General features: G+C 33.3%; 6 protein-coding genes. All 6 read left to right on the forward strand.

The window, feature by feature from the left end:
• Positions 1 to 431: 431 nt before the first annotated feature.
• The 6 genes from ND811_RS18540 (at position 432) to ND811_RS18565 (ending at position 6,315) form a co-directional block, all read left to right on the forward strand.
• Positions 432 to 818: a hypothetical protein gene (locus ND811_RS18540; protein ID WP_265353612.1), complete on the forward strand. Its 387-nt coding sequence runs from the start codon at positions 432 to 434 to the stop codon at positions 816 to 818.
• Positions 819 to 2,555: 1,737 nt separating this feature from the next.
• Complete coding sequence (locus tag ND811_RS18545) at positions 2,556 to 3,164, forward strand: hypothetical protein (protein ID WP_265353522.1); 609 nt, start codon at positions 2,556 to 2,558, stop codon at positions 3,162 to 3,164.
• Between the two features lie 206 nt (positions 3,165 to 3,370).
• A complete protein-coding gene (locus ND811_RS18550; RefSeq protein ID WP_265353522.1) occupies positions 3,371 to 3,979 on the forward strand; it encodes a hypothetical protein in 609 nt (202 codons plus the stop codon).
• Positions 3,980 to 4,707: 728 nt separating this feature from the next.
• Positions 4,708 to 5,463 (forward strand): hypothetical protein, encoded by a 756-nt coding sequence (locus ND811_RS18555; RefSeq protein WP_265353520.1) that lies wholly within the window; start codon positions 4,708 to 4,710, stop codon positions 5,461 to 5,463.
• Between the two features lie 252 nt (positions 5,464 to 5,715).
• Positions 5,716 to 5,997, forward strand: a complete 282-nt coding sequence (locus ND811_RS18560; protein WP_265353519.1) for a type II toxin-antitoxin system RelE/ParE family toxin — start codon at positions 5,716 to 5,718, stop codon at positions 5,995 to 5,997.
• Positions 5,998 to 6,009: 12 nt separating this feature from the next.
• Entirely contained in the window at positions 6,010 to 6,315 is a 306-nt protein-coding gene (locus ND811_RS18565) for a HigA family addiction module antitoxin (protein WP_135637398.1), read from the forward strand.
• The last annotated feature ends 187 nt before the right edge of the window (positions 6,316 to 6,502 follow it).

A 6,502-nucleotide genomic window follows, 5' to 3' on the forward strand; every position in this document is an offset into this window, starting at 1 on the left:
TCTCAATTAGTTTATTTTATTAATATGGGAGTTAAGAAACTATTTTTTTATTTTAAAATTAAGTTAGGAAAAGTTAAAAAATATGCATTATCAATTTAAATTAATTGCGATTAAGCTAACAATATTTTTAGTTTCATCCTCAATTTTATTTCAACTTTATAATATTTATATTCAAAATTTCATTATCGATCACGGTGATAAATCTAAAATTACAAATATTATACTTTTTGGATTGCTTTCGTTTACTTTTTCAAATTTAATAATAGCTTTATATACTTATTTAAAATTTGATTTAAAATTTTCGAGTTCTTTATTTCTAATTTCAATCATTATGCCGATCCCATCTATTTATGCTTTTCTTATTCTAGTAAATTCGTATGTAATTAAACATATATTACTAAAATAAGAAAAGAAAGTAAGCTCCAAACTTAATGATAAACAATAAATTACGACTAGAGCTACTCGTTATTAAAGAAAATGAAATCTATGAACTGGATGGATTGAAATTTTCTAATTCAATTTTTCTTAGGCCTATTATCGATGAACAGGACATACTTAATTATGAAGAATTTTTGGGTAGTGTTATAGTTTTAAATCAACTAGTGCAAAGCACAAATAATTCAGGTAAATATTTAATCTTTACCTGCGCTTGCGGAATTGCAGATGATTCTGGCTGGGAACTCGTTAACGTAACTAAAACTGAAGATTCATTATTTTGGAAATTTACAAGAAATAACCGCCAGTACTCATATAAATTTGAACTTAGTGAATATATTGATCAAATAAAATTAATCCAAAAAAAAAATCGAAAATTATAAACTTCTATCGTTAGAACCATTAAGTATTATACTCCCAGAAAAATCATCAACATCTACAAATTAAATACTTTCCGACAATACCAAATTTTCCAATAATAGAAATTAAAACTTTAACAATTACCTACAAATTATCAATTTAAATGTTCTTTGTAGATTAACTAAAAATATACGTAAACATAGAATATGCTAATACTAATTTAAAAATTAAAGAAAAGTTTTATCAAATAAATTCTTTAATATACAATAATTCAAATAAAGTTTCAATTTTAAAATGCCACTACGCATAACAGCGACTAACCGCTTCACTTCGGGACTACGCCCTCGTTCGGTCTACGACACATAGGCTTTTGTCACTCCTCTTGCTTGCGCAAGCGTCGTGCCAATCCCTAACGTCCCGTACGGGACTCAGGGCCAGCCTACGTCGGTTAGTCTAGTTCGTTAATTGCAATAGGTTAAATCATATAAAAAAAACGCGCGAAAATTTTCTTTAGAAAGGGTTGAGGAATTAATATATTACTGCCTTTAAGTAGTGGAAACTCTCTTCAAATATACTTTTATCAAACTGTGATTTGCTAAAGAAGGTAATTTTCTCATTAAACGAAGAAAGAAGAGTTTTTAATTCGCTAGTTCCAATATAAATTTATAAGAAAAAAGATTCGGATCGAAAATTTTCGCGCTTGATGAGATTTCCCTTTCGACTATTATCTTTTTCTGCAGAAACCTACTGCAATTAACATCCGCTTACCGCTACGCTTCGGCACTCACGGCCTCGCTCGGTCTACGACACATTCCTCTCCGTCACGATTTTTGCCTACGCAAATATCGCGCCGACGCTAACGCCTCCTGCTGAGGCTCAGCTACGAGGAACGTCGGTAAGCTTTTTCGTTATGCGCAATTCAACAAACTCATATGGAAAATAAAATTAAATCTAATTGTCAGATTATGTTTTAAATAAATTTACATTTACAGTAGTAATCTTGATTAAATTAAAATACGATCAAATAAGTTTAAAGGGAAATTAATAAAATTTGGGAATGAAAAAATTTCTAATTTCAATCGTTTTATTCGGGCTTCTATCCAAATGTAACATGCGCGAACAATGTAAAGCTTCTTCAGGTTATGAAAATTATGATGGTTGTGCAATATTTATAGGGTTTTATAATAACTTATCTGAAGAACGTAAGATAAGGGTTAACGTCGACGGAATTTTAGGAGCATGCCTATTGACGCACATTGAAATTGAGAGGTGCAATAAAGAATCCACTCGCTGGCCTCTACCTGATTAGGTCTGCTTGAAGTGAGTAGAATCAATTCCGATACACGTCAATTATTCAATGCAAACAATCTTAGTTAATTAAAAAAAAAAAATTTAAACAATTTTGAACTGAAAAAAATTAATTTTCTAATACAAAAAAATTTAATTCACCACATAATATCATTTAAAATCTGGTAAAAAAAAATAGAACTCGGCTCTATTTTTAGTAAATAACAGCAAAACATAAAAAAATTGAAATTTCTTTATGCTAGGGATTGTTCTAAGTGTTGAACTGCGCATAACAGCGACTTACCGCTACGCTTCGGCACAAGGCCTCGCTTGGCCTGCGGCAAATCCTCCTCCTGGCATTCGCCTTGCTTACGCAAGCTACATGCCAGTCCCTAACGTCCCGTTCCGGGACTCAGGGTCGGAGGACTTCGGTAAGTCTAGTTCGTTATGCGAAATAAAAACAAATTAAATTTATGATAGATTTCATTTTTACAAACATTTTGATAAGCGCTGTTTTATCAGTGATTGCTCCTTCGGAAAAACAAAAGGAAATTAGACATTTTAATTCATTACCTCAAAAAGAACAAAGAGAAATAAAGGAAACTGAAAAAAGGAAAAGAATTGAATTCGATACAAAATCAAATGTAAACCTTATCAAAAACTGCTTCGAGGATCCGATCTTTTGTTTTGAATATAAACCTTTGATTAATAGGATTAAGGAAAATATAAAAAATGAAGTCTTCGCTACTGAATTTAACAATTCATTTAATTCTAGTTTTAAAAATGTTAAATTTGGATGCTTTTGTCGTGAATCTTTTGATCCAGATATTTACCATGTGTGCCCTATTGAAAAATCTCAACTTGACTTAGCTTGCCAGAAGCGTCAAAAATGTCTATTTGAACAAAATCAAACTTGGATAAACTCAAATTTAAAATGCGATTCAGAATTTGTTAACTATTTAGAAAAATTTAAGAAAGGAAAATATATTGACTACGACAAATTTGATAACGAATCTATCGAACTATATAATTCACAAAAATTGACAAGTTTAATTAATATTAAACGTGAGATAACCAAATAATTGTGGCTGTTTTTACTTCGCATAACAGCAACTAGCCGCTTCACTTCGGGACTCGCGCCCTCGTTCGGTCTTCGCCACATAGGCTTTTGTCACTCCTCTTGCTTACGCAAGCGTCGTGCCAATCCCTAACGTCCCGTTCCGGGACTCAGGGCCAGCCTACGTCGGCTAGTCTAGTTCGTTATGCGAAATAAAAACAAATTAAATTTATGATAGATTTCATTTTTACAAACATTTTGATAAGCGCTGTTTTATCAGTGATTGCTCCTTCGGAAAAACAAAAGGAAATTAGACATTTTAATTCATTACCTCAAAAAGAACAAAGAGAAATAAAGGAAACTGAAAAAAGGAAAAGAATTGAATTCGATACAAAATCAAATGTAAACCTTATCAAAAACTGCTTCGAGGATCCGATCTTTTGTTTTGAATATAAACCTTTGATTAATAGGATTAAGGAAAATATAAAAAATGAAGTCTTCGCTACTGAATTTAACAATTCATTTAATTCTAGTTTTAAAAATGTTAAATTTGGATGCTTTTGTCGTGAATCTTTTGATCCAGATATTTACCATGTGTGCCCTATTGAAAAATCTCAACTTGACTTAGCTTGCCAGAAGCGTCAAAAATGTCTATTTGAACAAAATCAAACTTGGATAAACTCAAATTTAAAATGCGATTCAGAATTTGTTAACTATTTAGAAAAATTTAAGAAAGGAAAATATATTGACTACGACAAATTTGATAACGAATCTATCGAACTATATAATTCACAAAAATTGACAAGTTTAATTAATATTAAACGTGAGATAACCAAATAATTGTGGCTGTTTTTACTTCGCATAACAGCACCTTAACGCTTCGCTTCGGGACTTCGCCCTCGCTTGGGCTACGCCACATTCCCCTTCTGGCACTCGCTTGCATACGCAAGCTACGTGACCAGTCCCTAACGTCCCGTTGGGACTCAGGGTCGGGGAACGTCGTTAAGGCTAGTTCGTTAATTGCAATGTCCAAGAAAAAAGAATTTAAGATATTTTTGTTTCAAATTTTCGCTGAATATTTTTATTCAAGGCGTGTGAAAAGAGAAAAGAGAAAAAAGAAATGAGAAAAACGAAGAAATAAGAAAAGAAAAAATTGAAGAATTTTATTAAAGCTTAGTTTCTTTTAGCGTCTTTCTCATTATTTACATTAACTTGCTATTTTCTAGCACAGCTCTGTTTTACCTTACTCTGTTTGGGATATTCACGCGAAAATTAATTTAAGAAATTAAGAAGATCTAATTTTAAGAAAATAGATATAACTTCTTTACCTTCCTATACGAATTCTTTACTATTCATTGGACACTGCAATTAACAGCGACTAACCGCTTCGCTTCGGGACTTGCGCCCTCGCTTGGTCTGCGACACATAGGCTTCTGGCACTCCTCTTGCTTACGCAAGCGTCGTTCCAGTCCCTAACGTCCCGTCGGGACTCAGGGCCAGCCTACGTCGGTTAGTCTAGTTCGTTATGCGAAATAATTTATAAAATATTTAAGAGGAAAAATTTGAAAATGTTAAAAACATTAAAATATACTACATTAGTATTTATTGCCATAAATATGTTTACTTCTATATTATACGCAGAAGCTATAGCAGACAGCGAATCCAATTTAGAGTTACTAAAAAGAAAACATCTTCATATTTATTATACGCCGTTTGCAACAACACAATATACAGAATACCCATTTAGAATTAGAAATGAGAATAGCACTTTCTCTCTTCTATACGGATTTACAGAAAAATTTTATTTGGGTTTTACATATAGTAGAGGTGACAACCCAAAATTTAAAACACAAATAGATTTAAACTCCTCTCCAATCGGTTTTGGACTACAAGATATCACTAAAACAAGAGAAAGTGAATTTTTTGTCTTAAGATCTCAGTATTTTTTCTTCGGAAATTTCTATGGAAGTGCTAATTTAGGAATTGAAAAGGGGTATAAACAAGAAGATAAAAATTTTCGATCCTTTCAAGGCGTCAATACTACAGTAGAACCTTATTCGAAAACAACCACCTACTCTGACCGATTTTTTGGAACTGTTGGTCTTGGATATAGAAAAGAAGTTTTTGGACGATTATTAATTGGAATTGAATGTGAATATGGTATAATGAATTCTGGAAGAAGAAATCAACATTATACATTCAATCCTCAATTCTACAATGGATTACCTCCTAAATACATAATCGATAAATTCGTTATTACGAATGAAAGTAAACCTAATAGCGAGTTCTCATATATTTCACTTTATGCAGGAATCGCAATCTAATAAGTAAATTACTTCGCATAACAGCGACTTACCGCTACGCTTCGGGACAAGCCCTCGCTCGGCCTCCGGCAAATTCCCCTTCTGGCATTCGCCTTGCTTACGCAAGCTACATGCCAGTCCCTAACGTCCCGTTCCGGGACTCAGGGTCGGGGAACTTCGGTAAGTCTATTCGTTATACGACATCACCTAGAATTTTATTCAAAGTAAAAAATAACTATTGACAATAGTATCGCAATACGTCAGCATTCTATTGTGATCATAGGTTTTGCCGACAAAACAACTGAAAAAGTTTGGAAAGGTGAGTTTTCTAAAGATTTACCAACAGAAGTTCAGAACCAAGGCAGAAAAAAACTTAGGATGATCAATAATGCTCATAATATTGAAGACTTAAAAGTTCCACCAGGCAATAAGTTAGAGATTCTAAAAGGTGACAGAAAAGGTCAGTATAGTATACGGATTAACGATCAATGGCGTATCTGTTTTAATTGGGACGGAAATAACGCTTCTTTAGTAGAAATTGTTGATTACCATTAAAAAGGAGATTATATGAAACGTTTAGCGAACATACATCCTGGACAAATACTATCGGAAGAGTTTCTTACTCCATTAAAAATTACTGCCTATCGATTGGCAAAGGAAACTGGTATTCCACAAACAAGAATCAGTCAAATTCTACTCTATAAAAGATCCGTTTCTGCTGATACGGCAATTCGCTTATCAAAATTTTTTGGAACTACTCCTCAATTCTGGCTTGGTTTACAAAATGATTATGATCTGGAAGAAGAAATGTTGAAAAAACAAAAAGAATTTAACGGAATTCACAATTACAAAGATTTAGCAATAGCTTCTTAATTCTTTATTATTACCTCGGTGACGTCGTATAACAGCGACTAACCGCTGCGCTTCGGGACTTACGCCCTCGCTTGGTCTCCGACACATAGGCTTCTGGCACTCCTCTTGCTTACGCAAGCGTCGTTCCAGTCCCTAACGTCCCGTCCGGGACTCAGGGCCAGCCTACGTCGGTTAGTCTAGTTCGTTA

The organism is Leptospira soteropolitanensis, from assembly GCF_026151655.1.
GTDB classification, from domain to species: domain Bacteria; phylum Spirochaetota; class Leptospiria; order Leptospirales; family Leptospiraceae; genus Leptospira_A; species Leptospira_A soteropolitanensis.

What these genes read in the sequence shown, in the direction of transcription:
- ND811_RS18555 (WP_265353520.1), top strand. Translation starts at nt 4,708, where the DNA reads ATGTTAAAAACATTAAAATATACTACATTAGTATTTATTGCCATAAAT.
- ND811_RS18545 (WP_265353522.1), top strand. Translation starts at nt 2,556, where the DNA reads ATGATAGATTTCATTTTTACAAACATTTTGATAAGCGCTGTTTTATCA.
- ND811_RS18565 (WP_135637398.1), top strand. Translation starts at nt 6,010, where the DNA reads ATGAAACGTTTAGCGAACATACATCCTGGACAAATACTATCGGAAGAG.
- ND811_RS18550 (WP_265353522.1), top strand. Translation starts at nt 3,371, where the DNA reads ATGATAGATTTCATTTTTACAAACATTTTGATAAGCGCTGTTTTATCA.
- ND811_RS18540 (WP_265353612.1), top strand. Translation starts at nt 432, where the DNA reads ATGATAAACAATAAATTACGACTAGAGCTACTCGTTATTAAAGAAAAT.